Source organism: Paenibacillus sp. FSL H3-0469 (genome assembly GCF_038051945.1).
In the GTDB taxonomy this organism is placed as follows: Bacteria; Bacillota; Bacilli; order Paenibacillales; family Paenibacillaceae; genus Paenibacillus_AQ.
In genome coordinates this window covers 4,076,698-4,102,470 of sequence record NZ_CP150302.1, presented here as the reverse complement: position 1 = coordinate 4,102,470, position 25,773 = coordinate 4,076,698, and the positions used below count along the sequence as shown (strand labels likewise).

Genomic DNA, 25,773 nt, shown 5'->3' with positions numbered 1-25,773 from the left:
GCAATGCAATGCGAAGGAATCACATGACCAAGGGGCTGCTCCTGGCCTGTATCTGGGTGCTTGTTCTGACGGGTTGCGGCTCTGCGGGAGACAATAATAGTACGCTGGCAGCTAACGGCGCCTCTTCCCCCAAAATAACCATTCATATGATGCACATCTGGCCCGCCGGACTCTCTGCGCAGCAGTATAAGCTGGTCAGCCAGATTATCGCACAATACGAGAAGGAGCATCCGGGTATCCTCATCAGGCAGGATGTGCTGGAGAATGAGCAGTATAAAAGCAAGCTCAAGGTGCTCTCCGCCTCCAATGACCTTCCCGATGTGGGCATAACCTGGGCGGCAGGCTTCATGGAGCCTTATGTAAAAGGCGGATTATTCGCTCCGCTGGATGACATCCTGAACGGCGGGCAGCTTAAGGATAAATTCGTGAAGAGCACTACAGAGTCTTATGCTGTTGATAACAAGACCTATGCGCTCCCTCTGGAGATGAACATCTCACCGATCTTTTATAATAAAGAAATCTTCGCCCAATATAATCTTCAGGTGCCTTCAACGTATGAGGAGTTCAAGGCAGTTGTGAGAGTGCTCTCCGGTCATGGTGTGCCTCCGGTGGCGCTGGGTAATAAGGACCGGTGGACAGGCTCGCTGTGGTATATGTATCTGGCGGACCGCTTGGCCGGAAGTGAGACGCTGAAGCGGGCGACGAAGGGGACGGGTTATTTCGATGATCCCGGACTGGTGCAGGCTGCGGCTGAAGTACAGAACCTTGTCGATATGAACGCCTTCAACAACGGCTTCAACGGCTTGTCATATGATGAGGGCAAATCGGAATTTATGGAAGAAAAGGCGGCCATGTACCTGACCGGTACCTGGGAGCTGCCCAACTTCACGACCAACCCGGAGACTCCGCAGGCCTTCAAGGATAAGGTCGGCTTTTTCAAATTCCCTACGGTGGAAGGCGGGAAGGGGAGTTCGGGCGACTGGGTAGGCGGTCCGGGTGTCGGACTGTTCGTAGCGGAATCGTCCAGGGTGAAGGAGGAGGCTAAGGCTTTTGTCGAATACTTCGTCTTCAAATGGGGCGAGGCTTCAGTGACGAGTGCGGGAGTGATTCCGGCGACTAAGGTCGATACCACGAATGAGAAGCTGCCGCAGCTATACGTGGATCTGTTGAATGAACTGAACAATGCCAGCAGTATTACCTTGTTCGCGGATGTGCAGATGAAGCCGAATGCTGCCCAGGTCCATCTGGATATGATCCAGGCGCTGTTCGGCAAAGCGGTCACGCCGAAGCAGTTCGCAGCCAGACATAAAATTGCAGTAGCCAAAGGGAACTGAGTATGGGACGAGCTTACGACAAAGGGATGCTAATCAGCCGTATTTCCGGTGGCTGATTAGCATCCCTTATTTATCCTTCTATTTCTCGCTGAAACGAATGCCGTCCTATTGAAGGACGGCAAGGCCGTTTCCGCTTGTGTGAGGCGCTGCCGCAGAATTAGTGCGCCGGGGCTGCCGGAGCGGCTTCCGGCGGTTCATGCTGGATCAGGCCATGCTTCTCCCAGGCTCTGCTTTTCCAGCGGAAGTACATAATGACGGCCCGTACCCATTCGTCGAACGCTGTGGCCAGCCATACCCCGGCCAGACCCAGATCAAGCGTGAATACCAGGAAGTAGCCCAGCGGCAGACTCATGCACACCATAGAAATCATGCCCATGTAGACCGGGAACTTGGCATCGCCCGACGCGCGCAGCGAGTTGATAATGACCAGATTGCAGGTCCGCCCGGTCTCCAGGAAGAAGCTGAGCAGGATAACCTGGGCGCCCATGGTGATAATCAGCTCATTATCCGTGAACAGTCCCAGCAGCGGCTTGCGGAACAGAATGACGATCAGGTCCATGATGACTGTGACCAGAAGTGCCCACTTCACACTGGTGAACACCCGTGAGTAAGCCTCCTGCGTCCGTTTTGCACCTACAAGATGGCCCACAATAATTGAGGTCCCCATGGCCACCGCTACGCTGAACAGGAAGATGTAGTTCGAGATATTGACCGCATACTGGCGGGTAGCCATGGCCTCGGCCCCCAAATAGGTGATGTATAGGGTGAAGACGAGCTGGCAGCACTGGTACATTACGGATTCGAAGGCGGATGGAATACCGATTTTGAGAATCTGCAGCACATATTTCTTGGAGAGGTGAACGTAATAGCTGCATTTCACACGTACCTCCATAATCCGGTAAAGCAGCAGGAAGAAGATCAGGAGAGCGATGGAGCGGCTGATTACGGTTGATACGGCAGCCCCCTCTACACCGAGCGCAGGCAGTCCGAAATGACCGAAGATCAGCAGATAGTTACCGCCAACATGGATGACGTTCATAAGCAGCGATACCGCCATCGTCTGCTTGGTGAAGCCGTGGGTGCGGATAGTTGCAGCCAGCGCGTTGATAAGGGCCTGCAGGAAGATCGCGCCTCCGACAATGTTGATATACGAACGGGCGTAGGCGAGAATGTCGCCCTTCACGTTCAGTGCTTGCAGCAGATGACCTCCGAATAGCAGCATCACTGTACTAAGTACGATCCCTACCGCAAGATTCAGGGTAACTGCGTTACCGATCACTCTGGCGGCTTCCTTGGGCTGCTTGGAGCCGAGGTATTGCGACACGACGATCGCCGCGCCGTTCCCGATGACACTAAGCGCCAGAATAGCTATGGCAATAATCTGATTGGCCGCTCCGACACCGGAGACCGCATCATCAGACACAGAGCTGATCATGAAGGTATCCATACTGCCCATAAGCATGAACAGGAACAGCTCCAGGAAGATCGGCCAGGTCAGCTTCATTAGGTTGAATGTCTTGGGCTTGCTTGTTTCCATCATACACCTTCTTATTAGGATTCCTTGCGGCTGTGAATCTTCGAATCAAATGTATGGTAGCACAACTGTTGTGAAAATGCAGTAGGATTTTCGGGCATGTTGCCATAAAATCCTCCGGCTTCGCCCAATAGTATCCTCCAGGTGACTACCTCACAAAAAAGTGCCTACTTCCCTTATCGGCAGTATATCCCTAAACTGAGAAACAGCACTTCCAAAAATACATTACGGATAAGGAGAACTTACACATATGAAATTACAGTTAGCACTCGATCTGGTGGATATTGCTGGAGCCAAGGCGGTAGTTGCAGAGGTTGCCGAATCTATAGATATCGTTGAAATTGGAACACCTGTCGTTATCAATGAGGGGCTGCATGCGGTAAAAGCCATCAAGGAAGCTTTCCCGGCGCTTACGGTGCTGGCCGATCTCAAAATTATGGATGCCGGCGGATACGAGGTAATGAAGGCAGTGGAAGCGGGCGCGGGTATCGTGACTGTGCTGGGTGTATCCGATGATTCAACGATCCGCGGCGCGGTGGAGGAAGCGAAGAAGACGGGAGCTGAAATCCTGGTCGATCTGATTAACGTGAAGGATCTCAAGGCCAGAGCCGCTGAAGTGGATGCGCTGGGTGTGGATTATGTCTGCGTGCATTCCGGCTATGACCATCAGGCTGAAGGTAAGAATTCCTTCGCGGATCTGAGAGATATTAAGAGCGTGGTGACCCGGGCCAAAACGGCAATTGCCGGCGGCATCAAGCTGAGTACGCTGCCTGAAGTGATTGCTGCGCAGCCCGATCTGGTAATCGTGGGCGGCGGCATTACCGGCGAAGCTGATATGAAAGCAACTGCGGCGGAAATGAAGCGCCTTGTAAGCCAGGCTTAAGCAGCCATGGACACGCAGTATTACGCACATGAAATTGTGAAGGAGCTGGAAGGCACCGTCTCCGGGCTGGATGCCGGAGAGGGCGAGGTGCTGACGGAGCTGCTGCTGCGCGCAGGTCAGATCTTCGTGGCCGGTGCCGGGCGTTCCGGCCTGATGGGCCGGGCCTTCGCCATGCGGCTGATGCAGGCCGGGCGGACAGCTTATGTGGTCGGAGAGACGGTAACGCCGGGCATCAGCCCCGGCGATGTGCTTGTACTGGGTTCCGGCTCAGGCGGGACGAAGGGACTGGTCTCCATGGCTGAGAAAGCCAAGGCAATCGGAGCAGCTGTAGTCCTCGTAACCATTCAGCCGGACTCGGCGCTCGGACGTCTCGCAGATCATACAGTCAAGCTGCCCGGCGCTCCCAAGGAACGGCCGGACGGCAGCTATACGACGCTGCAGCCGATGGCCTCCTTGTTTGAACAGACGCTGCTTGTATTCTATGATGCAGTCATTCTGCGGATCATGGAGCAGACGGGGCAGACCTCCGGCCGGATGTTCGGCAAGCATGCCAATTTGGAATAGTATACGATTTGGAATAGAATAGAGCTTGGAGTACAATAAAGCTATCACACGGATGCTTTCCTTGACGGGAGGGCATCCTTTGTTGCCTATGCGGAGTGGCTGATGGATTTGTAATATGTTTATAGCCGGAAGGGGGCTGAATATTGGCGACTGAAATTAAAGACCGCATCAACCTGAAGGAGATCAACTGCGAGAAGGAGCTCACACTCGCTGTGATCGGCGGCAAGTGGAAGCTGATTATACTGTGGCACCTGGGTCTGGAAGGGACCAAACGCTTCAGTGAATTGAAGAAGCTGATTCCCCATATTACCCAGAAAATGCTGACCAACCAGCTCCGTGAGCTGGAGGAAGATCAGCTGGTATTCAGACAGGTATATGCGGAGGTTCCTCCGCGCGTCGAATACTCCCTGACAGAGTATGGACACACGCTGATGCCGGTGCTGCGTATGATGTATGACTGGGGCAAGAATTACGGGGAGAAGGTAATCTGGAAAGATGGAACTCCCTCTGATAGATAGGTTCTGTAAATGCAGATTTACCATTTGTATTGTGTAAAATTAAGTTGTACACTATTGTATGTGTATATTTGATTTATTGGAGGGAATGGTAGTTATGCTAAAGACAGAATATAGCCCGCTGCTGGAGACGTTCAAATTCAAGAGCGGGATTGAACTGAAGAACCGTGTGGTCATGGCGCCGATGACTAACTTCTCCTCGAATGAGGATGGAACCGTCTCCCGGCCGGAGCTGGACTATTATATCCGCCGTTCTGGCGGAGCGGGGATGGTCATTACTGCCTGTGTCTATGTGTCGCGCGGCGGGAAGGGCTTCCCTGGCGAATTCGGAGCTGACCATGACGGCCTGATTCCGAGCCTGCGTGAGCTGGCGGAGGCCATCAAGGGCGAAGGAGCGAAGGCTGTGCTCCAGATCTTCCACGGCGGACGCCAATGCCCGCCGGAGCAGCTGGTTGACGGGCAGCCTGTCAGTGCAAGCGATGTGCCGGCTGAGCTGCCGGGCGGCGGACAGGGTACAGTTCCGCGCCCGCTGACAGACGAAGAGATTACCGGTATTATCGCCGATTTCGGAGAAGCGACACGCCGGGCGATTGAGGCCGGCTTCGATGGCGTTGAGATTCACGGTGCGAACGGGTATCTGCTGCAGCAATTCTTCTCGCCGCACTCCAACAGACGCGAAGACCGCTGGGGCGGAGATCTGCAGAAGCGGCTCACCTTCCCGCTGGCCGTTCTGCGCAGTGTCAAGGCTGCGGTGAAGCAGCATGCACAGGGTGCATTCCTTGTAGGCTACCGCTTCTCGCCTGAAGAGCCGGAGACACCGGGGATTACGATGGCTGACACGTTTGCCCTAATCGATGCGCTGACAGCGGAGGGGCTGGATTACCTGCATGCGTCCCTCATGGAGCTGTGGTCGCTGCCGCGCCGGGGGACAGAAGACAGCCGTCCGCGGATCGAACAGATTGTGGAACGTGCAGGGGGCAAGGCTCCGGTAATTGGCGTAGGCTCGCTCTACTCTGCCGCCGACGCCCTGAAGAGTCTGGACAGCGGCATCAGCCTGGTGGCCCTGGGCCGTCCGCTGCTGATTGAACCGGACTGGGTGCAGAAGCTGGCCGGGGGCCGGGCCGATGAGATTAAGACTGAGCTTGATCCGAATGCCCAAGCAGAGCTTGTGATTCCGGACCCGCTCTGGAGAGCGCTGATCCATACGCCGGGCTGGCTGCCGGTGAAGAAATAAACAGACGGGTAACGGTCTGTGACCATAGCATGTTAAGAACCCCGTACGCCTGTTGTTCCAGGGCGGCACGGGGTTTTTGCCGTATCAGCATCTATGATACAATTGTACTAAATCAGGGACGACCGGAAATGGGGTGCGGCAGAGATGAACGTACAAGGAAGAGACGGAGGCTCCGATGAGGCAGAGGGCGTGGATTACGGGGCGGAGAACAGCTCAATGCAGCGGACCCTTGAAGTTATTGGCGGGAAGTGGAAGGGTGTTCTGCTCTATCATCTGATCAGCGGGCCGAAGCGGTTCAACGAGCTGCGCAGACTATGCCCCGGCATTACACAGCGGATGCTGGTGATGCAGCTGCGGGATCTGGAGCGTGACGGTCTGGTCCACCGGAAGGTGTACCCTCAGGTGCCGCAGAAGGTAGAGTACTCCTTGACCGAATGGGCGCAGGGACTGGAGACCGCGATTCTCAGCATCAAGCATTGGGGTGAGGGATACCGGGAGGTACTCGCAAGAGGTGATGATGGAGCCCTGGCTGAGGACGGACAGGACAGCAAGGAAAGCGGGGACGAAGCCCCGCGCAGCACGAAAATCCCCGATTGAGCGGAGTACGCTTGACCGGGGATTTTTGTGCTGCATCCTATAACCTTGCTTACGCTTTCTGCTCCGCCAGCCGGGCAATCTCAACGATCACCTGTACAGCCTGCAGCATGACGTCTACAGAGGCGTACTCAAATTTGCCGTGGAAATTCTCGCCTCCGGTGAAAATATTCGGTGTAGGCAGCCCCATATAAGAGAGCTGTGAACCGTCAGTCCCTCCGCGGATTGGACGGATAACCGGCGTGATGCCGAGGCCCTCCATCGCTTCCCGGGCGATATCGACGATATGCCGGACGGGCTCGATTTTCTCGCGCATATTATAGTATTGGTCATTCATCTCCAGCACGATGTTGTCCGCCCCGTATGTAGATTTGAATTCCTCCACAATTGCAGCGATATTCGATTTGCGGTTCTCGAAGCTGTCGCGGTCAAAGTCACGGATGATGTAATGAAGCTTGCTGTGCTCGGCACTGCCTTGCATGGAGATCAGGTGGTAGAATCCCTCGTAGCCGTCTGTGAATTCAGGAGCTTCACCGGCGGGCAGACGGAGATGGAAAGCCATGGCGATTTTGGACGAATGGATCATCTTGCCCTTGGCTGTACCGGGATGGACGTTGACTCCGTGGAAGCTGATTTTGGCCGCGGCGGCATTAAAGCTCTCATATTCCAGCTCCCCGAGCGGGCCTCCGTCCACGGTGTAGGCATAGGAAGCGCCGAAGGCGGCAACGTCGAACTTATGCGGGCCGCGTCCGATTTCTTCATCGGGGGTAAAAGCGACCCGGATTTTGCCATGCTTAATCTCCGGATGCGCCAGCAGATGGGCCATAGCCGTCATGATCTCAGCGATGCCCGCCTTGTTGTCCGCCCCCAGCAGGGTGGTGCCGTCGGTTGTAATCAGCGTATGCCCCTTGTAGCCGCTCAGCTCCGGGAAGCTCTTCGTGGACAGGATAATATTCTGGGCTTGATTCAGCACCAGATCCTGCCCGTCATAATTCTCTACAATCTGCGGCTTCACATTCGTACCGGTAAAATCCGTGGCGGTATCCAGATGGGCCAGGAAGCCGATCACCGGAACCTCTTTATCTGTGTTAGCGGGCAGCGAGGCCATGACATATGCATGCTCGTCCACCGTAATCTCCGTCAGTCCCAGCTCCTGCAGCTCCTCTGCCAGCTTATGCGCCAGTACCATTTGGCCTGGAGTGGACGGGCAGGTCTCGCTGTCCTCGCTGGATTGGGTATCCATTTCAGCATACGATACAAAACGTCTAATTAACTCTTCCTTCAATGCAGGTCATCTCCTCTTCAGCTTCGTATGTCTATATTATCACGATACGGCCCGGGTCTCATACTTTAGGCGGATGGTGTGGAGTGAAGGGGGATGGAGGCTGGCGGGAGGCGAGGGGCAAGTTGGAGTGAGGAAGGCAGCGGGAAAGCGGAAGAGAGGGAAGGAGCGGGAACGCAGGTTATGGCTGCTGCACTGGAGACTGGCTGGAGACAAGCTTGGCCGAAAGCAGGTAGCGGTCAGGCGCTGAGCCTACATAAGAGAACGGGTAACAGGTAATCAAGGTGAGTATGGGAGCTCTGCTGGGCTTAATTGCTCCCCGTGTATTTCTGTCAACAATCCGGCTGCCGGTTACTTCATAGGTAAAAGTTCCATCCGCTGTAGCAAGCTCAAGCGTGTCTCCAGTCTCCAGCTCGCCGAGGCTGCGGAAGACGGTGTCACGGTGTCCGGCCAGCACGCTGTTCCCGGAGGCACCGGGGGCGGCGCTTGCTTCATCATGTCCGGCGCCCCGCTTCAGCTCCGCCCGGCCGGTTCCCTCCAGAATCGCAACCCGCTTATCCAGCTTAGGGAAATAGATCTCTCCAATTACTTCGCCCGCTATATAAGCAGGTTTGTCGCCTTTTGGTGATTCTGCGCTGCTAACCATACCTTCAGGAAGCGGCATTTCTTCTTCGGAAGTTACGGGAAGCTGGGCTTCCTCCCTCTTTTTGTCCCAGATTCTCAGGGCTTCGCGGGCTTCGGCGGGCGCTTTGAGGATCTGGAAGGCGGAATACACCATAACGCACAAGGAGAGCAGGAAGATCAGCTTGACGGCTAAAGTGAATCCGCTGCGCATCTTCATGCTCTCTCTCCTCCTTACATCTACATAAAGTTACTTCTTCTGGCCCAGCCTGCGGAGCACAAGCACACTGATCATGGCGACAACCAGGCTGGCCGCAATCAGATTGTACCAAGGGCTGGCTGTGTCCGGCAGTCTGCCGTCTTCCTCCGGCCCTCCCAGCGGAAGCGTGTCGTCTGTGAGGTTGACCTCTTTCCCTGGTGAAGGGGCAGGTGTGCTGCCAAGTGCAGCGGCTCCGGAATCCGGGGTTGCGGACGGGCGGTTGCCGCCATCCTCTTCCCCTCCGCCTAGCGGAACAGGCTCTTCACTTACAGTTACTCCACCCGCAGACGGTGTTGCTGTCGCTGCTGGTGATGGCGATGGTGTAACGCTAGGAGAGACTGTGCCTGCTGTTGAATCCGTAGGGGCACTTGTTGCTGCTGGCGTACTGCCGGGACTGACCGTGGTGTCCGGTGTTGACCCGGGTAAAGGTGTAGCTGAAGCCGCTGGCTCAGCCGTCGGTTGCGGTGAGGAGGTTGGCACGGTTGTAGGCGCAGGATCCGCTGTAGCTGTGAATTCAAAGGCGACGCTCACCGTCTTCTCCTGGAACTCGTTGCCTGCCTCCGGCGGGAACAACACCTTCATTTCGATAGCTTCCGCTTCCCCTCCGGCAAGCGAGCCGATGGTCACCACACCCGGGGCCTCGCTCATTACCCCTGAATAGAGGATTACTCCCTCTTTTTGCAGAGTCATTTGCAGGATATTGTACAGATCTGCGTCCCCGGAGCGGAACTGGAAGGCAACTGCATAATCGAACGGGGCATTTCCGTCATTGATTATCTTATAATCCGAAGCCATTGTATCTCCCGGCTGCATGTTGTTCATGGTTGCCGTACTGGTCGTATGCGAGTTGACGGTGAGCTTGATCGTATCCTCAGCGCTGACCCCTCCGGCATGCCAGATCACACCTGCCAGAACGGCCAAAATATACGCGCCGATTATGGATGTATGTCTCTTCTTCACTCTCCCCGCCCCTTCCTGTGCGGACCTCCGGCAGCCACCAGCCACAATCCGCCCCGGTTCGCGCTTCTAAATCATAGTTTGTCGAATAAAGTGGTTTCTTGAAGAACTACTAAATATCATGGCGATAGTATAAAGTTAGAACGAACTTGAACGGGTCTGAGTGGACCTGAACGGGCGTGAACGAGCCTGAATGGTAAGAATGCATTATTGTTCGTTATAACGAATACTGATTACAGTATAATCTTAAATGGGCATAAAGAAAAACAGGAAAAGATCCTGTAAGTAAATAAATTCGGCTGTTTACTATAAATTAACGACGATTATTTAACGTTTACTGCATTTAACTCGTTATTTCTACGTATATTAATTATTTTTGTATTTTATAAAGAACGATTAAGGCTGGGAGGGTTCGGCTCAGTAATTTCCGCACCGAACACTTTTGTTTTTTGCTGCATACTAAAATAGCCCACTTAGCTACCCCAATGGAGTACTCCACAGGTAGTTAAATGGGCTAAATATAAAGACTGGCCAGTAATCAGATTAGTAGGCCATCAGAATGAAACTCAGCAAGCCATTAGTTGAAGTAATTCTCACACTTTAAAATCGAATGAGTTCACTACCCCATCAGATTTAAAATAGTGGAGCAGAAGCAATTCCCCATCAATTACATCTTTTCCAAGCGGGGGTTGTTCTTTAGGGGCGTTTGGCTTAGCGTAACGGACTGAGGTGCTCTTATCCGGGGAGAAAGTCGTCACTTGGGCGATTAACGGACTGCGAGGACCTTATCCCCTGCAATTCAGCTCCAAATGTCTCGCAGAAAGACGATAAGGTCGCCTGAGTCCGTTACGCTGCAAAAGGTGGCATTCTCGTGGGAATAGGGTCTCTTCGGTCCGTTAGATTTTTTGGGATGATAGGGTTTCATTACACGAACCCCTGAGTTTTACAAGCTTATCCACACTTTAAACTCGGATGAGTTACTACAGCCTTATTACTTCTTCAACAAGTCGGCCACAAGCTCATATGAGTGCAAGCGTGCAGAGTGGTCATAGATCTGTGAGGCGATAATCCACTCATCCGCATCCGTCTCTTCCTGAATCTGCAGCAGTCGTTCCTTAATCAGGGCCTGGTCGCCCGCAATGGAGTATTGCTGTTTGCTCATAAGCAGCGCCTTCTCCTGGGAGGTCCAGATTCCGTCCAGACTGTCTACAGGCGGCTGGAGCTTGCCGGTGCGGCCACGGATAATGTTAAGGAATTGCTGCTGCTGGGAAGTGGCAAGTCTGCGCGCTTCCTCTACCGTATCCGCAGCCGTAATTCCCAAGCCCACCATAACATAAGGCTTGTCGAGTACAGCTGAAGGCTTGAAGCTGGTGCGGTACAGATGCAGGGCCGGCAGCAGATAATCCGGTGCAAAGTGGCTGGCAAAAGAAAAAGGCAGACCCAGCTGGCCCGCAAGCTGGGCGCTGAAGCCGCTGGAGCCCAGCAGCCAGATCGGGATGTTCAGTCCTTCACCGGGCACGGCGCGGACACCGGCTGGCCGGGAGCCTGATCCTTCGGGGTCGAAATAAGCCCGCAGCTCACTTAGCTGCTCAGGGAATTCACTGCCATCGCTGCCGAGGCTGCGGCGCAGTGCTCTGGCGGCTGCCTGGTCGGAGCCGGGGGCTCTGCCCAGACCCAGATCAATCCGTCCCGGATACAGGGACTCCAGTGTGCCGAATTGCTCGGCAATCACCAGTGGTGCATGGTTGGAGAGCATGATGCCTCCTGAACCTACGCGGATGGTATTAGTTCCGGCCGCCACATGTCCGATAACAACGGAGGTAGCGGAGCTGGCAATGCCGGTCATATTATGATGCTCTGCCAGCCAGTAACGGTTATACCCCCATTTCTCAGCATGACGGGCCAAATCAAGGGTGTTATGAAAAGAATCCGCCGCCGTTCCGCCCTCCCGGATAGGGGCTAAATCCAGTACGGAGAATGGTATGTCGTGCAATTGCTTCACATGAATCCCTCCTATAGTAGATGCCTACAGCATCAGTAGCCTTATTTGCAGCCATGAATCAATATACCCGCCAATTATAACATGAAATAATATAATTTACACACTTTAAGTAAGCGGCATGGCGGAGCGGGGATTATGAGGGGACTATGAGAGAAGAAAAGTACAAGATGTAAGCGCATAACAATTTGCTTGCCAATTTTAGGAAGCCTTGCTATAATCGCTTTGAAAAGCTTTTCTAACTTAAGCGGCCAGGCCAATCCTGATAAGGAGGGCATACGTTTCGGGTTAAAAGAATAAGAAGGAAGTCAGATGATGAAGCCAACAATCAGAGATGTCGCCAAGATGGCCGGAGTATCCATCAGCACCGTGTCCCGTGTAATGAATGCGCCGGATACGGTAGTGGAGAGCAAGCGAAGCCGGGTCATTGAAGCGATAGAAGCGCTCAAGTATCAGCCTAATGCATTTGCACGGGGGCTAATTTACAGGAAGTCATTCACCCTCGGGCTGCTCATTCCCGATATTGAGAACCTGTATTTCGCAGGGGTGATCCGGGGAATGCAAGATGCCTGCATTAAGCTCGGATACAGTCTGATGATCTGCAATACAGACCGTGACAAGGAGCGGACACTGTCCTATATGGATACTTTTCATGAGAAGCAGGTGGATGGTGTTGTGTTCGCCAGTGATATTCTACACCCTGAGTATTATGAGAAGCTGGTGGACTGCAGAATTCCATTCGTGCTGGTCTCCTCCCATTCCGATGAGTACGAGGTAGCGTCGGTGGAGGTGGATGATGAGAAGGCGGCGTATGATGCTGTGAAATTCCTGATTGAGCTGGGGCACCGGGAGATCGGGATGATCGGCTTCAATCATGATAATTCGGTGTCTGGGCCACCGCGGATGGCGGGGTTCGTGAGAGCCTTGAGCGAATCGGGGCTGGAGCGTAATATCGGGAAAATCAAGTACGCCAACCACCGCTTTGAGCAGGCTTATCAGGCAACGCACGAGCTGTTCACTGAATATCCGGAGCTAACCGCAGTATTCTGTGTAGCGGACGAGTTCGCTATGGGAACGATCTCTTACTTAAAGGACCGCAATATTCTGGTTCCCGGTCAGGTGTCGGTCATCGGCTTCGATAATCTGCGGATGTCGGGGATGTTCATTCCGAAGCTGACAACAATTGCACAGCCTATCTATCAGCTGGGATACCGGGCGGCCGAGAAGCTGCATGAATTGTTGACCACGGGCAAGGTGGCTGTCATGAAAGAGAAGATGGAACATAAGCTAATCGTAAGAGAATCCTCGCGCGAGAAGTGAAATATAGTTCCGGCGGGCTGGAGCACGGCTGCCTGGGATAGGGCAGCACGGTTTCTTTGGGCCATTCTGAAAAGCTTTTCAGAGTGGCGGGTTACAGGAATGCGAGCGAATCGTTTCGGGAGCCGGTTCAGGAATTGTTTCAGGAAACGAACCCGCAGCAGAAGGTACTAACGCAATATTGGAAGCGCATACATTATAGTGGGATATGGATAATGTACGTTTGAATTAGCGGTGTTAATGAGTGTGGGTGCCTGGTGTCCGTGAATTTCGATAAGGGGGTGAGTTGCTGCGCTGCCGGAAGGGGTTCCGGTAATGAAGCTGGCTTGATGCAGTCTCTAAAAACAATTAAAGGGGATGTATGAAACAATGAAGAAAGCTCCAGCACGTAAACTGTCACTTGCGATGGTGCTGTGTCTATCCTTCACCATGATGCTCAGCGGCTGCGGCGGCAACAACAACGCTGCACCAACGCAGGCCCCGGCGGCTACAGAAGCGCCGACAGCAGCACCTTCGGCAGATAACAACGCAGCATCAACAGATAGCCCAAATCCCGCTGCGGCAGGCAGCCCGTTGGACTTGGCGATGAAGGGTGAATACAAAGGCACGAAGGTCACGATGTTCGGACCGTTTGTCGATGCGGACCAGGTGAAGTTCGAGAGCAGTATTAAGGAATTCGAAGAGAAAACCGGCATTGATATTCAATACGAAGGCTCCAAGGAATTCGAAGCCACGATTAATATCCGGGTCGATGGCGGCAATGCGCCGGATATCGCGGACTTCCCGCAGCCGGGCCTGCTGGCCTCTATTGCTAAGACCGGCAAGGTTATCGATCTGACCGGGGTGCTGGATCAGGCGAAGCTGACGGCCAATTACAATAAGAGCTGGCTGGATATGTCCACCATGGACGGCAAGAATGGCAAGATTATGGCCGGGATCTGGAACCGCAGCAATGTGAAGAGCCTGGTCTGGTATCCGAAGAAACAATTTGACGAAGCGGGATATACGGTTCCGCAGACTTGGGATGAAATGATGGCTCTGACGGAGCAAATCGCCAAAGACGGTGATCCGGCCTGGGCAATCGGTATCGAGAGCGGCGCGGCAACCGGCTGGGCGGCAACCGACTGGGTAGAGAACATCATGCTGCGGACTACGACGCCTGAGAATTATGACAAGTGGGTAAGCGGGGAGCTGCCGTTCACTTCGCCTGAAGTGAAGAACGCGGTGGAAGTAATGTCCAAGATCTGGCTGAACAAGGATTATGTCTACGGCGGTGCTAAATCCATTGTCACTACTGCCTTCGGTGATGCTCCGAAGCCGATGTTCGAGAACCCGCCCAAAGCCTGGTTCAACCTGATGGGGAACTTCATTACCAGCTTCTTCCCGGAAACGGCCAAGGTGGATACAGACTATGACTGGTTCTATCTCCCGCCGATTGATGAGCAGTACGGCAAGCCGGTTCTGGTGGCAGGCGACATCTACGCCATGTTCAATGACCGACCGGAGGTACGCGCGGTAATGGAATTCTTCACCACTGGCGAATCGATCAAAAGCTGGGTGCAATCCGGCGGCGTCATTGCCCCAATGAATGATGCTTCTCTGGACTGGTACCAGTCCGAATCCGACCGCCGGATGGCGAAGCTGGTACAGGATGCCTCGACTCTGCGCTTCGATGGCTCGGACCTGATGCCGGGTAAGGTGGGTGCAGGTACCTTCTGGAAAGGCATGACTGACTATGTGAGCGGAACTGCTACGCTGGATCAGGCCCTGGAGCAGATTCAGTCAGGCTGGAAGAACTAAGGACCAGGCAAGCGCGGAATTAGACGCCAAGAGGTTGAAGGGGCGGTCTTGAACAATCAGGCCTGCCCCTTAACTGGTGTTAACGGGTGCTTATGAAGAAGGCTCTGCTCCAACAGAGCCTATAGGAGGAACCGATATGGATGCACAAATAAGGCCGGAGCCGGGTGCCGCCGGAGCGCAGGCCAGTCAGAGAATCAGCGGCAGGGCAGTGCTGCTGTCGCTGGGCGTCTTGCTTGCGAATATTGTGGTCAACGGGCTGATTTTCCTGTTTTTCCGCGATTCAACGCTTCATCCGCTGCTGACTGCGGTGCTCGCAGTGTTGTGGGGCGTGCTGGGCGTATATCTGATCTATTACACCTTGACCTGGGCAGTGGAGCAGTACCCGGAGCATGTCCGCAGGAAGGTGCTGCCTTATGTTTTTGTCGGACCGGCGGTCCTTATTCTCGGATGGCTGCTGATTCTGCCTGCCCTGCGGACGCTGTACTTAAGCTTCTTCAACGCGTCCTCCGAGAAGTTCGTCGGACTCAGCAATTACGCCGCGATCTTCAGCGACCGTCTGATGGCTACGGCTCTGCGCAACAACCTGCTCTGGGTGTTCGTGGGCACGCTGGCCTGTGTCTGCTTCGGGCTGCTGATTGCCATTCTTGCCGACCGGAGCAGCTATGAGCGGATCGCCAAATCTATTATTTTCATGCCGATGGCTATTTCCTTTGTTGCCGCCGGGGTCATCTGGAAGTTCGTCTATTATTATCAGCCGGGCGATGAGCAGATTGGACTATTGAATGCGATTGTCACCTATTTCGGCGGTGAACCGCAGGCCTGGACGAGTATGCTGCAGCCGTGGAATAATTTCTTCCTTATTATCATTCTGATCTGGATGCAGACGGGGTTTGCGATGGTCATTTTCTCCGCAGCCATCAAAGGAGTGCCCGAGGATATTCTGGAGGCTGCACGGGTGGATGGTGCGGGTGAGGTGAAGATCTTTTTTGGCATCATGATTCCTTACATCTCCACAACAATTCTGACGGTAACCACCACGATTATTGTCTTTACGCTGAAAATATTTGACGTTGTCATGGTGATGACAGGAGGTCAATACGATACAGAAGTTGTAGCGACGCAGTTCTACCGGCAGTTCTTCATGTACCGTAACTTCGGCTACGGCTCTACGCTGGCTATCGTGCTCCTGATCGCGGTATTGCCTGTTATTCTTATTAATCTGCGGCAGTTCCGCAAGCAGGGGGGATTCTAATGGTTGGCACCAAGAAAAAAAAGGGCAGCAAAACAGCCGTCAATCTGATTTTGGGCGTCATCTGTTTCCTCTGGATTCTGCCGACGTTCGGACTCTTCGCTTCCTCCTTCCGTCCCGCAGCGGATATTTTGCAGACGGGCTGGTGGAAGGTGTTCCCCCATCAGGAATGGAAAGCGGGCGAGACGGTGCAGCTCTCCAAGGAGGTGGATCTGCGGGGGCCGATTGAGGTGAACGGCAAGACCTATACGGATGAACAGCTCAAGGCAGGTGTGAAGGCGGATGACAGCCGGCTGATGTGGGAGAACCGCCGGGCACGCACGGTTAATATGCAGGAGCAGGGCTGGCAAGCACTGCCTGACCTCACGCTCGACAACTACAAGAATGTGCTATCCGGCAAGGAGTACACACTCAAGGAAGCGGATGGCAGCGAGACGGTGCAGAAGGGGAGCGGATTGTCGCAGGCGTTCTGGAATACACTGACGATTGCTGTTCCGGCGACGGTGATTCCGGTGCTGATCGCCTCTTTTGCCGCATATGCCTTCGCCTGGCTGCGCTTTCCGGGACGGAAGACACTGTTCGTCATCATTATTGCGATGCTGGTCATTCCGATTCAGGTTGCACTAATTCCGGTACTCAAGGATTACACGGCGCTTGGGCTGAACGGCAGTTATCTTGGAATCTGGCTGGCACATACGGCCTTCGGACTGCCGCTGGTTACGTACTTTATGTATAACTTCATCAGCCAGCTGCCGAAGGATCTGTTTGAATCAGCTTTTATTGACGGCGCGAGCCACTTTACTATTTTCAGCAGACTGATTCTGCCGCTCTCCGTACCTGCACTCGCTTCCATCGGGATCTTCCAGTTCCTCTGGGTATGGAATGATTATCTGGTGTCGCTGATCTTCATCGGCAACCAGCCGTCGGTGCAGGTCATGTCGATGAAGATCGCCGATCTGGTCGGCTCCCGCGGCAATGACTGGCATCTGCTGACCTCGGCCGCCTTTATCTCGATGCTGATGCCGCTGGCGATCTTCTTCCTGCTGCAAAAGTATTTCGTCCGGGGGCTGATGGGCGGCTCAGTCAAGGGCTGATCTGCGGCTGGGACAAGAGAAGTCGGCAATCGGGAGGAGAATACGAAGATGAGACCGGAGACAAGAACGGAGATAAGTACGGAGATAGGCACGGATATACGCACGGAGATGAAAATAAAGATGAAGTCCTGTGAGCATCCTGCCGCCTTATATCCTTACAGGGAGTGGAGTATTGAAGAGGAACACTATGAGGATGAATACAATCAGCGGAGCGAGAGTGTCTTCGCACTCGGCAACGGCTATATCGGCATGCGCGGGAATTTCGAGGAAGGCTATCACGGCAACGCGGGGACTTCGGTAGCCGGAAATTATCTGAACGGCTTCTTTGATTCTGAGCCGGTTGTCTATCCTGAGGGAGCCTTCGGGTATCCCTCCCGCAACCAGGCTATGCTGAATGTGAGCGATGCCCGTATCATCCGGCTCAGCATCGAAGGCCATGAATTCCGGCTGGATCAGGGGAAGCTGCACCGGTATAAGCGCCGGCTGGATATGCGGAGCGGCATGCTGCACCGCGAGCTGGAGTGGGAATCTCCCGCCGGGCACCGGGTGCTGCTGGTGATCCGCCGGATGGTTAACTTGACGCACAAGCATCTGGCCGCTATCGACTATGCCGTGACGGCGCTGAACTTCTCCGGGACACTGAAGTTCGATTCTGTGGTGGACGGCGAGATCCGGCGGCCGGAGGCAACGGATGATCCTAGGCTGGGAGCGGGCAGCGCTTTACCCAGCCTGCTGCTGGAGGACACCGGTTATGACGAAGTATCCGGGGACCTGTGGATGAAGCAGCGGACCCGGCATACACGCTTCGCGCTGCTGACCGCTGTCAGCCATGCGCTGCAGGCGAAGTCCGGGCGCGGGATGGGCCACCAGCTGACCGCTCAGCGCATCTCCGTCTGTTATGCCGCTGCTGTGCGCAGCGGAGAGACTGTGACGCTTACCAAATATATAACGTATCACACCTCCAGGGACTATGGGGAGGAGGAGCTGCCCGGCCGGAGTGCTGCAGCCTTGGCGCTGGCCAAGGAGCTGGGCTTCACCGGTCTGGCCGGGGAGCAGCAGGCGTATCTGGACAGATTCTGGGCTCAGACTGATGTGGAGATTAGCGGTGATCCTGCACTCCAGCAGGGCATCCGCTTCAATGCTTATCAGCTGCTGCAATCCGTGGGCCGGGACGGAGCAACGAATATCGGAGCCAAGGGCTTAACCGGCGAAGGCTATGAGGGGCATTATTTCTGGGACACGGAGATGTACATGCTGCCGTTCTTCACCTTCACGCAGCCGGGGATCGCACGGGCGCTGCTGGACTTCCGGTATGCAACGCTCGGTAAGGCGCGGGAACGGGCAGCAGTCATGTCGCAGAAGGGGGCGCTGTACCCGTGGCGGACCATTGACGGCGAGGAGAACTCTGCCTACTTCCCCGCAGGCACTGCCCAGGCGCATATTAACGCCGACATTGCCTACGGCCTGAAGCAATATGTCCAGGCGACCGGTGATATAGATTTTCTGGTTAGCCGGGGTGCGGAGATACTGTTCGAGACCTCAAGGTTCTGGGCCGATCTGGGCCACTATAACCCCGCGCGAGGAGGGGCCTTCTGCATCGATGCAGTAACAGGGCCGGATGAATATACAGCGATTGTGAATAACAATGCTTATACCAATCTCATGGTGCAGGATCAGCTCCAGTATGCCTATGAGACAGCTTTGCTGCTTCAGCGGGATTATCCGGCGGATTACGAACGGCTACGGCAGGCGATAGGGCTATCCGTGGAAGAGGCAGAGGGCTGGAGGGATGCCGCCGCAGGCATGTTCATTCCTTTTGACGAGGGGCTCGGCATTTATGCCCAGGATGACACCTTCCTGAGTAAGCAAAAATGGGATTTCGAGCATACGCCTGCGGATAAATATCCGCTGTTGCTCCACTATCATCCACTTGTAATCTACCGGCATCAGGTGCTGAAGCAGGCCGACCTGATTATGGCGCTGTTCCTGCTCGGGGATAAGTTCAGCCTGGCGGATAAGCTCCGCAACTATCATTATTATGAGCCGTTAACGACGCATGACTCCTCGCTGTCTCCTTGTATCCACAGTATTATGTCTGCGGAGATCGGAGATTTGGCCGGGGCATACCGTTATTTCGGCCGCACGGTGCGGATGGATCTGGACGATATCAACCACAATGCCAAGGACGGGCTGCATATGGCAGCGATGGCCGGGTCCTGGATGTCGATTGTGAATGGTTTTGGGGGCATGCGGCTGGCTCAGGGGGAGCTGAGTTTTGCCCCTGTCCTGCCGGAGCAGTGGGAGAGCTACCGCTTTAAGGTTACAGTGGGTGGTAAACTGCTGGATATCTTCGTTGAACGTGAAGCGGTAGTGTATACGCTGCTGGAGGGAACGACGCTTGAGATCAGGCATAAGAAGCAGCCGCTGCGGCTGCTTCCGCAGGAGCCGGTGAGGATTTCGCTGGCGCACCGGCTGGAGGCCGTAATCTTCGATCTCGACGGTGTGATTACAGATTCCGCCGAGGCTCATTATCTGGCCTGGCAGGCCCTCGCGGATGAGCTGGGTATACTCTTCAGCCGGGAAAAGAATGAACGGCTAAAGGGTGTCAGCCGGATGGAATCGCTGGAGATCGTACTGGAGGGCAGCGGCCTTGCGAAGCTGCCTGAGGCCGGGAAGCTCCGGCTGGCGGAGAAGAAGAACGATCATTACCGGCAGATGATCGGCCGGATCACCCCGGCGGACCTCCTGCCGGGTATCCGGGAGCTGCTCGATTCCCTGCACGGGCGGGGAATCGCTGTGGGGCTGGCCTCGGCCAGCCTGAATGCGCCGCTGATTCTGGAGCGCCTCGGCGCAGCCCGGTGGTTCCAGGCGGTTGCCGACCCGGCTGTGCTCCGGAAGGGCAAGCCCGACCCGGAGATCTTCCTGCAGGCGGCAGAGCAGCTGGGTGTTCCGCCGGGCAACTGCATCGGCGTGGAGGATGCAGCCGCAGGCGTGGCCGCGATCCGGGCGGCGGGCATGAAGGCTGTAGGCATCGGCGCGGCCGGGCAGCTTGGCGCGGCCGACCTGGTGCTGCCTTCTACGGCGGAGCTGGATGCCGTGAAGCTGCTTGAGCTGTTCGCGCGTTAGGCCGCCGGCGGGGAATAGAACGTTATTTACTCAAAAGTTGATTTCGTTCATATTACACTTCATTTACTATGAGATTAAACAAGCCTCTGCAGCTATGCAGAGGCTTGTTCGGCTACACTCATAAATGCGGCACTGTATGGAGTTTTGTTCGAGGCCAACTTTCGGCGATAGATGTATTCTGTACAATTAAAAACCGTAAAAGGCAGGAGTTCTTCTTCTAAGTGTAGTCTGTACAACTAAATTTGCCCAAAAGGGCGGGAACAGGGTATGGCTGGCATTTTAGTTGTACGAAATACAGCTAAACGGTTTTTCGGCGTTACATCAGACGATATAGTTGTACAGAATGCAGTTAAGTAGCCCGCTCAAGTATCCCCCTCAAGTAGTCCCTCCCTCCTCCAGCTCCACAGGCAAAATATGCGCAGCGGCCACGCTCTGGCCCTGCACCTGCTGCAGAATAAGATCCACGGCCAGCTGGCCTATCGCTTCCATCGGCTGGCGGATGGTGGTGATCGGCGGGTCGAGCAGGCTGCGGAGCATAATGCCGTCATAGCCGACGATCTTCACATCCTCCGGGACGCGCCGTCCTCTGGTGCGGCAGGCCTTCAGGGCATAGGCGGCGATGATATCGCTGCCCGCAAAAATCCCGTCCACCTCAGGATGCTCCAGGAAGAGCTGCCCGAGCAGCTGCTCGTAGGCTTCGAAGTCGAAGCTGTTGTTGTCCGTATGGAGGGTGACATACTCCAGGCTGTGCTGCTTCGCCATATCCTCGAAGGCCACGCAGCGCAGATGGGATAAGATGTTCAGCTTGGGATGCCCGCCGATATGGGCGAGGTGCCGGCAGCCTTTTTGAATCAGAAGAGTTGTCGCGAGCTTGCCTCCCTCATAATTATCCGAGCAGACATAAGGGATATCCGGTGAGATCTGCCGGTCGAACGTCACCAGCGGCAGATTCATCTGCCGGTAGGCTTCCACCTCCAGCGTATGGCTGCCCATAATAATGCCGTCTACCCGGCTTGCGCGCAGCATGTGGATGTATTCCTGTTCCTTCTGCTTGTCCTGCCACGAATTGCAGAGCAGCAGCTTATAGCCTTCGCGGTAGGCATGTTCTTCAATATGACTGGTCAATTCGCCGAAAAAAGGCAAAGACACATGCGGAATAATCAGTCCGATGATGTTGGATTTGGAGCGGCTAAGGGAGCGGGCTAGTTCGTTCGGCCGGTAATTCAGCTCCTCCATCGCCTGGTGCACCTTGTGCTTCAATTCCTCGCTTAAGTAACCCCTGTTGTTCAGTACCCGGGATACGGTGGTTGCCGATACGCCAGCCTTCAGCGCAACGTCTTTGATGGTCGGCATGGCCAGGCCTCCTGTCTGAGCAGTCAACTGCAGATTCATTCTAACGTGAGCGGTCGGCTCTGTCCAATTGGGGCGGCTGCTGTCGCTTTTTGTTGTTTCTAAAAACACCTTTTCCCCCTATAATTGTATCAAAGCAGTCCCCGTAATAAAGCCCCATGTATACATTATCCTTCGACTTGTCAGATTCCGATTATGAGATAGATGAACGGGAGTGTGCGAATGAGTGTAGATCATATTCATCTCAGGTTGTTAAGAAGCTTGCTTGTGCCTCTGCTGATCTTCCTGTATACGACAGGCCCGGCAGGAGCTGCATTCGCCGCAGCCGAGGAGCTTCCCGCCCGGAACGTGCTGGTGCTGCATTCCTATCAGAAGGGCTTCGCCTGGACCGATGACCAAAGTGCAGGAATAGAGGAACGTCTCAAAGATACCGCTAATCCTCCCGTCATCTACACCGAATACATGGACTGGAAAAGGTACCCCACGCAGGGGAACCTCGAGCATTTCTACGAAACCATCCGCTTCAAGTATCAGAACATCCATATTAATACGATCATTACAACGGACGATGCGGCGCTGAGCTTCGCGATGAAATACCGCCATGAGCTTCTGAACGATGCTCCGATTATTTTCAGCGGGGTCAACGAGCTGGGGGTGGACAGCCTCCCGGATAAGCGCAACATGACAGGCGTTATTGAGAAAATCGATGCTTCCCCCACCATCCGTATGGCCATGGAACTTAACCCTTCGCTGAAAAAGGTGTATGTCGTCTTCGATAATTCGGAGAGCGGGCTGTCGACCGGCCGGATGGTGATGGATCAGATTAGCTCCTTGAATCCGGGGCTTGCGCTGTTCCCTATGAACCGCTTGTCCATGGAACAGATCAAAGCTACGGCATCGGCGCTGTCCCCGGACAGTATTATACTGATGACTACATATTATAGTGACTCTACCGGAAGAATTGTGGAGTTCGACAGGTTCGCAAGCGAGCTGGGCAAGAGCAGCAGTGTTCCGGTGTACCATATCTACGATTTTGCATTGAACCATGGCGCCTTCGGCGGCGGTCTGATCAGCGGCAGAATGCAGGGGCAGGCAGCGGCCGGTCTGGCGCAGCGTATCCTGAAGGGAGAGCATGCCGGAGATATCCCGGTAGTGACCGACAGCAATGTACGTAAGGTATTTGATTATAATGAGCTGCAGCGCTTCAAGATATCGCCGGAGAAGCTGCCGAAGGGCAGCGAAGTGATTAACGAGCCGTTCTCCTTCTATCAGACCTACAAGGTGCTGGTGCTAAGCATCGTGGCTGCTTTTGCGGTGCTGGTAACCTTCATTATGGTGTTGTTATTCTATGTGCAGCTGGTCAGAAGGATTAGAAGCAACCTGGAAAAAAGCAATGAACGCTTCAGCCTGGCAACCTACGGCTCGGATGCGGTAATCTGGGACGTTGATATGTCTACGATGATCTATTACTTCTCGGACAGCTGGTATGAGGTGCTCGGATATGCCCGGGATGAGCTGAATGAGAGCCGCGGCGGCTGGCGGGATATCCTCCATCCGGAGGATGCCGAGCAGGAGAACCGGCTGCGCATCCAGCATCTGGAGGGTCGTTCTTCTTACTACTACGCTGAATACCGGATGCGCAGCAAGACAGGCGAATACAAGTGGTTTCAGGCGCGGGGCAAGGTGCTGCGTAATGCGGGCGGCGGATATATCCGGTTTGCCGGATCGATGGTGGATGTCACGGACCGCAAAGGCTATGAGAGCAAGCTGCAGACGAGCTATCAGGAGCTGGAATCGACCTATGAGGAGCTGACTGCTCTGCAGGATGAGCTGCTGGAGCAGTATAACAAGGTGGTGGAGAATCAGGCGCTGCTGCAGATCAGTGAGGAGAAGTACCGGCTGCTGGCTTATAACGACGTGCTTAGCGGTCTGCCGAACCGGCTGTCGTTATCCGAGGAGCTGCAGCGGTTCATTGAAGAGCATTCCGGCGGCCATGCGGCGCTGTTCTTCCTGGATATCGATAACTTCAAGTACATTAATGACTCCATGGGCCATACCTTCGGGGATGAGCTGCTGGTGCAGGTCGGTGAACGGCTGCTTAGCCGCTCTGACGGGCGCAGTAAGCATTTTCGCTTCGGCGGCGATGAGTTTGTGATTCTGTTCAAGGATGTGGCAGAGGCGGGTGAGGTGATCCGCTATGCGGATTCCCTGGTACAGAGCTTCAAGGAGCCGTTCCAGCTTCATGCGGGTGTGGTGCATATCTCAGCCAGTATTGGAGTTGCAGGGTACCCGGAGAACGGAGGGAATGCGGAAGAGCTGCTGAAGAATGCCGATATTGCCATGTACAAGGCCAAAGAAGCGGGCAAGGGCAGCTATATGATCTACGGGCAGGAGATGCAGCGGTATTTTGACGAACGGATGATTATTGAGAATCACTTAAGAAGCGCGGTATCCAATAATGAGCTGTCGCTGCATTACCAGCCGCTGGTGGATACCGGCACAGGTGAGCTGTGGGGCTTCGAGGCGCTGATCCGCTGGAACAGCCCGGTGCTCGGCTTCGTCTCCCCCTTATCCTTCATCCGGATTGCCGAGGATTGCCGCCTGATCGTCCCCATAGGTGAGTGGGTGCTGCGCGCCGCCTGCCGGTTCACCAAGGATCTGCAGAATCAGGGCTATGAGGGCTATCATATCTCGGTTAATATCTCGGTCATTCAGCTGATGCTGGATGACTTCACGGAGATGGTGCTGAGCGTGCTGGAAGATACCGGGCTTGCGCCGGAGTATCTGGAGCTGGAGATTACGGAGTCGATCTTCATGGAATCCTTCGAGGCGATCAGTTCCAAGCTGGAGGCGCTCAAGGAGAGAGGCATTGGCATTGCGCTGGATGACTTCGGAACGGGCTATTCCTCACTCAGCTATCTGAAGCAGCTCCCGATTACTACCCTGAAGATCGACAAGTCCTTCATCGACAGCATCGATACCCCGGACAATATGTCGCTGGCCAGCTCCATCGTCACCATCGGCCATGATATGGGACTGAACGTTACGGCTGAAGGGGTGGAGACCCCGGAGCAGCTTGCTTTTCTGGAGCGGACCCGCTGTGACAAAATTCAGGGCTACTATATCAGCAAGCCTATTCCGGAGAAAGAGGTCGCGGGCTGGGTGGCGGGGCGGATGGCGGGTTGAGATTAAGCTGTGAACCGAAGAAGTCCGGGTTTTCTCACAGAGTAATACGGCAACATGGGGAAGAAGTGGGATTATGTAGTTCACCGGAACCTTTCCGTGTCCCGAAACGTAACTATCTATTTATGATGTAATTAACTCTGAGTATATCAATAAGTGAGGTGTAGGCTTGTCATCAATTTTACTAACGATTTTTTCGATTAATTTTGCTCTCTTGCTTGTGCACGAAATGGATGCAATCAGAGCCAGAGAATGGAGGATGTTTATCTTCCTGAGAGAGTTGACAGATGAACGTGCCTTTAAAGTATTCACAATTTTGCATCTGCCGTTGTATGCCTTGTTACTGTTTTCATTTATAAGTCAACAGCTGTTATCTTTCGTTATAATAGACATATTTTTAATTATTCACTCGATCGCCCATTTTTTCTTTGAGAAGCATCCAAGTAATAATTTCAAGAACCTATACTCTAGATTAATTATATATCCAATGGGCCTATTGGGTTTGTTGCATCTTGTTGGGTTAATGTATTTGTAGCAGCATCAGCCACCTATAGTGCACTTGAAATCACTGGACGCAGGCCAAATGAGTAAATCAAACGGCACCGTCCTTTAAAAGGACGGTGCAGCCGTTTCTAATTGGTTAAATACATGCTGCATCAGAGGAAGTGTTGTAATTGTTGCAACTTGAAGCCCAAGATGCCATGTGTTCATGCGGCTTGTTGTACAAATTGCATCAATTGTACCGTTAACCCGCTTGGGGAAGAGGAAATGCTTCCTTTTGTGCAACATTTTTAAAATTGAGCCGAAATAAACAGGGGAATGTTGCATTATGGGCAGAATTTCTAAACCGGCAATTCACGTGACAATGGCGCTACTCG

Annotated in this window: 19 protein-coding genes; 13 read left to right on the top strand and 6 right to left on the bottom strand. The window is 54.2% G+C overall.

Features of this window, described 5'->3' with window-relative positions; genetic code table 11:
* Positions 1 to 8 precede the first annotated feature (8 nt).
* On the top strand, positions 9 to 1,334 hold the full coding sequence (locus NSS83_RS17920; RefSeq protein ID WP_341346176.1) for an extracellular solute-binding protein: 1,326 nt from the start codon (positions 9 to 11) through the stop codon (positions 1,332 to 1,334).
* A 157-nt stretch (positions 1,335 to 1,491) separates the two neighbouring features.
* Here the strand turns inward: NSS83_RS17920 and NSS83_RS17915 are convergent, their stop codons facing one another.
* Positions 1,492 to 2,871 (bottom strand): MATE family efflux transporter, encoded by a 1,380-nt coding sequence (locus NSS83_RS17915; RefSeq protein WP_341346175.1) that lies wholly within the window; start codon positions 2,869 to 2,871, stop codon positions 1,492 to 1,494.
* A gap of 247 nt (positions 2,872 to 3,118) precedes the next feature.
* Here NSS83_RS17915 and hxlA point away from each other — a divergent pair, with 247 nt between their 5' ends.
* The 5 genes from hxlA to NSS83_RS17890 all read left to right on the top strand — a co-directional run bounded on the left by hxlA (position 3,119) and on the right by NSS83_RS17890 (position 6,661).
* Positions 3,119 to 3,751, top strand: coding sequence for a 3-hexulose-6-phosphate synthase (hxlA, locus tag NSS83_RS17910; RefSeq protein ID WP_036691992.1), 633 nt, complete (start codon positions 3,119 to 3,121; stop codon positions 3,749 to 3,751).
* A gap of 6 nt (positions 3,752 to 3,757) precedes the next feature.
* Positions 3,758 to 4,315, top strand: a complete 558-nt coding sequence (gene hxlB, locus NSS83_RS17905) for a 6-phospho-3-hexuloisomerase (protein ID WP_341346174.1) — start codon at positions 3,758 to 3,760, stop codon at positions 4,313 to 4,315.
* A gap of 143 nt (positions 4,316 to 4,458) precedes the next feature.
* Positions 4,459 to 4,833 (top strand): helix-turn-helix domain-containing protein, encoded by a 375-nt coding sequence (locus NSS83_RS17900; protein WP_341183459.1) that lies wholly within the window; start codon positions 4,459 to 4,461, stop codon positions 4,831 to 4,833.
* 94 nt (positions 4,834 to 4,927) lie between these two features.
* Complete coding sequence (locus NSS83_RS17895; RefSeq protein WP_341346173.1) at positions 4,928 to 6,064, top strand: NADH-dependent flavin oxidoreductase; 1,137 nt, start codon at positions 4,928 to 4,930, stop codon at positions 6,062 to 6,064.
* A 216-nt stretch (positions 6,065 to 6,280) separates the two neighbouring features.
* Positions 6,281 to 6,661, top strand: a complete 381-nt coding sequence (locus NSS83_RS17890; RefSeq protein WP_341185182.1) for a helix-turn-helix domain-containing protein — start codon at positions 6,281 to 6,283, stop codon at positions 6,659 to 6,661.
* Between the two features lie 49 nt (positions 6,662 to 6,710).
* Here the strand turns inward: NSS83_RS17890 and pepT are convergent, their stop codons facing one another.
* The 4 genes from pepT to NSS83_RS17870 all read right to left on the bottom strand — a co-directional run bounded on the left by pepT (position 6,711) and on the right by NSS83_RS17870 (position 11,779).
* Complete coding sequence (gene pepT / locus NSS83_RS17885) at positions 6,711 to 7,943, bottom strand: peptidase T (protein WP_341183461.1); 1,233 nt, start codon at positions 7,941 to 7,943, stop codon at positions 6,711 to 6,713.
* A 178-nt stretch (positions 7,944 to 8,121) separates the two neighbouring features.
* On the bottom strand, positions 8,122 to 8,781 hold the full coding sequence (locus NSS83_RS17880; protein WP_341346172.1) for a sortase: 660 nt from the start codon (positions 8,779 to 8,781) through the stop codon (positions 8,122 to 8,124).
* Between the two features lie 30 nt (positions 8,782 to 8,811).
* Positions 8,812 to 9,780 (bottom strand): hypothetical protein, encoded by a 969-nt coding sequence (locus tag NSS83_RS17875; protein WP_341346171.1) that lies wholly within the window; start codon positions 9,778 to 9,780, stop codon positions 8,812 to 8,814.
* 988 nt (positions 9,781 to 10,768) lie between these two features.
* Positions 10,769 to 11,779, bottom strand: coding sequence for an LLM class flavin-dependent oxidoreductase (locus NSS83_RS17870; RefSeq protein WP_341183464.1), 1,011 nt, complete (start codon positions 11,777 to 11,779; stop codon positions 10,769 to 10,771).
* Positions 11,780 to 12,088: 309 nt separating this feature from the next.
* On the opposite strand from NSS83_RS17870, the gene NSS83_RS17865 reads away from it, so the two are divergent.
* The 5 genes from NSS83_RS17865 (at position 12,089) to pgmB (ending at position 20,362) form a co-directional block, all read left to right on the top strand.
* Positions 12,089 to 13,096, top strand: a complete 1,008-nt coding sequence (locus tag NSS83_RS17865; protein ID WP_341183465.1) for a LacI family DNA-binding transcriptional regulator — start codon at positions 12,089 to 12,091, stop codon at positions 13,094 to 13,096.
* A 366-nt stretch (positions 13,097 to 13,462) separates the two neighbouring features.
* Positions 13,463 to 14,893 carry an ABC transporter substrate-binding protein gene (locus tag NSS83_RS17860; RefSeq protein ID WP_341346170.1) on the top strand — a complete coding sequence of 477 codons (1,431 nt, stop codon included), beginning with the start codon at positions 13,463 to 13,465 and terminating at the stop codon, positions 14,891 to 14,893.
* 136 nt (positions 14,894 to 15,029) lie between these two features.
* Entirely contained in the window at positions 15,030 to 16,145 is a 1,116-nt protein-coding gene (locus NSS83_RS17855; RefSeq protein ID WP_341346169.1) for a sugar ABC transporter permease, read from the top strand.
* Positions 16,145 to 17,236, top strand: coding sequence for a carbohydrate ABC transporter permease (locus NSS83_RS17850; RefSeq protein ID WP_341346168.1), 1,092 nt, complete (start codon positions 16,145 to 16,147; stop codon positions 17,234 to 17,236). The genes NSS83_RS17855 and NSS83_RS17850 overlap by 1 nt, the downstream gene beginning before the upstream one ends.
* Positions 17,237 to 17,284: 48 nt before the next feature.
* Complete coding sequence (pgmB, locus tag NSS83_RS17845; protein ID WP_341346167.1) at positions 17,285 to 20,362, top strand: beta-phosphoglucomutase; 3,078 nt, start codon at positions 17,285 to 17,287, stop codon at positions 20,360 to 20,362.
* Between the two features lie 375 nt (positions 20,363 to 20,737).
* Here pgmB and NSS83_RS17840 read toward each other — a convergent pair whose 3' ends face one another.
* Complete coding sequence (locus tag NSS83_RS17840) at positions 20,738 to 21,715, bottom strand: LacI family DNA-binding transcriptional regulator (RefSeq protein ID WP_341183469.1); 978 nt, start codon at positions 21,713 to 21,715, stop codon at positions 20,738 to 20,740.
* Between the two features lie 219 nt (positions 21,716 to 21,934).
* On the opposite strand from NSS83_RS17840, the gene NSS83_RS17835 reads away from it, so the two are divergent.
* Complete coding sequence (locus tag NSS83_RS17835; RefSeq protein WP_341346166.1) at positions 21,935 to 24,898, top strand: ABC transporter substrate binding protein; 2,964 nt, start codon at positions 21,935 to 21,937, stop codon at positions 24,896 to 24,898.
* A gap of 166 nt (positions 24,899 to 25,064) precedes the next feature.
* Positions 25,065 to 25,430: a DUF6713 family protein gene (locus NSS83_RS17830; protein ID WP_341183471.1), complete on the top strand. Its 366-nt coding sequence runs from the start codon at positions 25,065 to 25,067 to the stop codon at positions 25,428 to 25,430.
* The last annotated feature ends 343 nt before the right edge of the window (positions 25,431 to 25,773 follow it).

Excerpts from the sequence above, each read along its gene's own strand:
- NSS83_RS17920 (WP_341346176.1), top strand. The coding sequence starts at position 9 with ATGCGAAGGAATCACATGACCAAGGGGCTGCTCCTGGCCTGTATCTGG.
- NSS83_RS17915 (WP_341346175.1), bottom strand. The coding sequence starts at position 2,871 with ATGGAAACAAGCAAGCCCAAGACATTCAACCTAATGAAGCTGACCTGG.
- hxlA (WP_036691992.1), top strand. The coding sequence starts at position 3,119 with ATGAAATTACAGTTAGCACTCGATCTGGTGGATATTGCTGGAGCCAAG.
- hxlB (WP_341346174.1), top strand. The coding sequence starts at position 3,758 with ATGGACACGCAGTATTACGCACATGAAATTGTGAAGGAGCTGGAAGGC.
- NSS83_RS17895 (WP_341346173.1), top strand. The coding sequence starts at position 4,928 with ATGCTAAAGACAGAATATAGCCCGCTGCTGGAGACGTTCAAATTCAAG.
- NSS83_RS17890 (WP_341185182.1), top strand. The coding sequence starts at position 6,281 with ATGCAGCGGACCCTTGAAGTTATTGGCGGGAAGTGGAAGGGTGTTCTG.
- NSS83_RS17880 (WP_341346172.1), bottom strand. The coding sequence starts at position 8,781 with ATGAAGATGCGCAGCGGATTCACTTTAGCCGTCAAGCTGATCTTCCTG.
- NSS83_RS17865 (WP_341183465.1), top strand. The coding sequence starts at position 12,089 with ATGATGAAGCCAACAATCAGAGATGTCGCCAAGATGGCCGGAGTATCC.
- NSS83_RS17860 (WP_341346170.1), top strand. The coding sequence starts at position 13,463 with ATGAAGAAAGCTCCAGCACGTAAACTGTCACTTGCGATGGTGCTGTGT.
- NSS83_RS17855 (WP_341346169.1), top strand. The coding sequence starts at position 15,030 with ATGGATGCACAAATAAGGCCGGAGCCGGGTGCCGCCGGAGCGCAGGCC.
- NSS83_RS17850 (WP_341346168.1), top strand. The coding sequence starts at position 16,145 with ATGGTTGGCACCAAGAAAAAAAAGGGCAGCAAAACAGCCGTCAATCTG.
- pgmB (WP_341346167.1), top strand. The coding sequence starts at position 17,285 with ATGAGACCGGAGACAAGAACGGAGATAAGTACGGAGATAGGCACGGAT.
- NSS83_RS17840 (WP_341183469.1), bottom strand. The coding sequence starts at position 21,715 with ATGCCGACCATCAAAGACGTTGCGCTGAAGGCTGGCGTATCGGCAACC.
- NSS83_RS17835 (WP_341346166.1), top strand. The coding sequence starts at position 21,935 with ATGAGTGTAGATCATATTCATCTCAGGTTGTTAAGAAGCTTGCTTGTG.